The following is a 1,832-nucleotide window of genomic DNA, read 5'->3' on the forward strand; positions in this document are numbered from 1 at the left end:
ACCAGCCTCGACTCGAACTGCCATCCCCTCCCCCAGCCCCTCCCGCAAGCGGGAGGGGAGCAATGACCCGGCTCGCCAACGCCTTTGCCCGCGCCGCCGAGCAGGGCCGCGCCGCGCTGGTGACCTTCGTCACCGCCGGCGATCCCGCGCCGAACGCCACCGCCGCGATCCTCGACGCACTCGTCGCGGGCGGGGCGGACGTGATTGAGCTCGGCATGCCGTTCACCGATCCAATGGCCGACGGCCCGGCGATCCAGGCGGCGAACCTGCGCAGCCTCGCCGCCGGTACCACCACCGCCGACGTGCTCGCGATCGCCACGGCCTTTCGCGCGCGCCATCCGGAGGTGCCGCTGGTGCTGATGGGCTATGCCAACCCGATGACCCGCCGCGGGCCGGAATGGTTCGCGAACGCCGCGCGCGATGCGGGCGCCGACGGCGTGATCTGCGTCGACATCCCCGCCGAGGAAGACGACAGCCTCGGCGAAGCGCTCCGCGCCGCCAATGTCGCCAATATCCGCCTCGCCACCCCGACCACCGATGCCGCCCGCCTGCCGGCGGTGCTGGAGGGCGCCTCGGGGTTCCTCTATTATGTTTCGGTCGCCGGGATCACCGGGCTGCAGCAGGCCGCCACCGCCTCGATCGAGGCCGCGGTCGCCCGCCTCAAGGCCGCGACGGACCTGCCGATCGCGGTGGGCTTCGGCGTCCGCACCCCCGAACAGGCTGCCGCCATCGGCCGCGTTGCCGACGGTGTCGTCGTGGGCAGCGCGATCGTCGAGCTGGTCGGCCGTCACGGCGCGGATGCGGCGGAGCCGGTTCGCGCCTATATCGAGTCGCTGAAGACGGCGCTGGTCGCCGCACGCAAGGAAGTCGCATGAGCTGGATTACGCGCGTTCGCAACGCGCTCGCCTATGTCACCACCCGTGGCGAGGAGAGCCCCGACAATCTCTGGCACAAGTGCAAGGGATGCGGACAGATGGTCTTCATGAAGGAATTCGAGGAGAACCAGAATGTCTGCCCGCATTGCGATTTCCACGATCGCATCGGCGCAACCAAGCGCTTCGAGCAGCTGTTCGACGACGGCGCCTACAAGCTACTGCCCAGCCCCAAGGTCGCCGAGGACCCGCTGAAGTTCCGCGACTCCAAGCCCTATACGGCGCGGATCAAGGCGGCGCGGGCGAGCACCGGTGAGCAGGACGCCTTCCAGAATGCCAGCGGCACGATCCACGGCCACAAGGCGGTGATCGGCGTGCAGGACTTCGCCTTCATGGGCGGATCGATGGGCCAGGCGGTCGGCGAGGCGTTCATCGCCGGTGTCGAGACCGCCAGTGCCGCGCGGGCGCCGTACATCGTCTTCACCGCCTCGGGCGGCGCGCGCATGCAGGAAGGCATCCTCAGCCTGATGCAGATGCCGCGCACCACTGTCGCGATCGAGATGCTGCACGATGCGGGCCTGCCCTATATCGTCGTGCTGACCGATCCGACCTCGGGCGGCGTGATGGCGGCCTATGCAATGCTGGGCGACGTCCAGATCGCCGAGCCGGGCGCCACCCTCGCCTTCACCGGCCGCCGCGTGATCGAGAACACGATCCGCGAAAAGCTGCCCGACGATTTCCAGACCAGCGAATATTATCGCGACCACGGCCTCGTCGACATGGTGACGCACCGCAAGGAACTGCGCGACACGCTGGGCCAGCTGATCGGCCTGCTCTGCGAGACCCGCGCGGCGGCGTAATGCTTCAGGGGATGTGCGACCAGTTTGCGCTCCCCTCCCGCTTGCGGGAGGGGTCGGGGGAGGGGCTGACCGCAGCGTCGCCCCACTTCTTCCACGTCGG

General features: G+C 69.2%; 2 protein-coding genes. Both read left to right on the forward strand.

Going from position 1 to position 1,832, the window contains the following annotated elements; all coding sequences use genetic code 11:
- Positions 1–62: 62 nt before the first annotated feature.
- Positions 63–875: a tryptophan synthase subunit alpha gene (trpA, locus tag SAZ01S_RS15395; RefSeq protein ID WP_084583163.1), complete on the forward strand. Its 813-nt coding sequence runs from the start codon at positions 63–65 to the stop codon at positions 873–875.
- Entirely contained in the window at positions 872–1,732 is an 861-nt protein-coding gene (gene accD, locus SAZ01S_RS15400; RefSeq protein WP_084583164.1) for an acetyl-CoA carboxylase, carboxyltransferase subunit beta, read from the forward strand. Before trpA ends, accD begins: the two co-directional genes overlap by 4 nt.
- Positions 1,733–1,832 lie beyond the last annotated feature (100 nt).

The organism is Sphingomonas azotifigens NBRC 15497 (genome assembly GCF_002091475.1).
GTDB lineage: Bacteria > Pseudomonadota > Alphaproteobacteria > Sphingomonadales > Sphingomonadaceae > Sphingomonas > Sphingomonas azotifigens.

What these genes read in the sequence shown, in the direction of transcription:
- trpA (WP_084583163.1), top strand. Translation starts at nt 63, where the DNA reads ATGACCCGGCTCGCCAACGCCTTTGCCCGCGCCGCCGAGCAGGGCCGC.
- accD (WP_084583164.1), top strand. Translation starts at nt 872, where the DNA reads ATGAGCTGGATTACGCGCGTTCGCAACGCGCTCGCCTATGTCACCACC.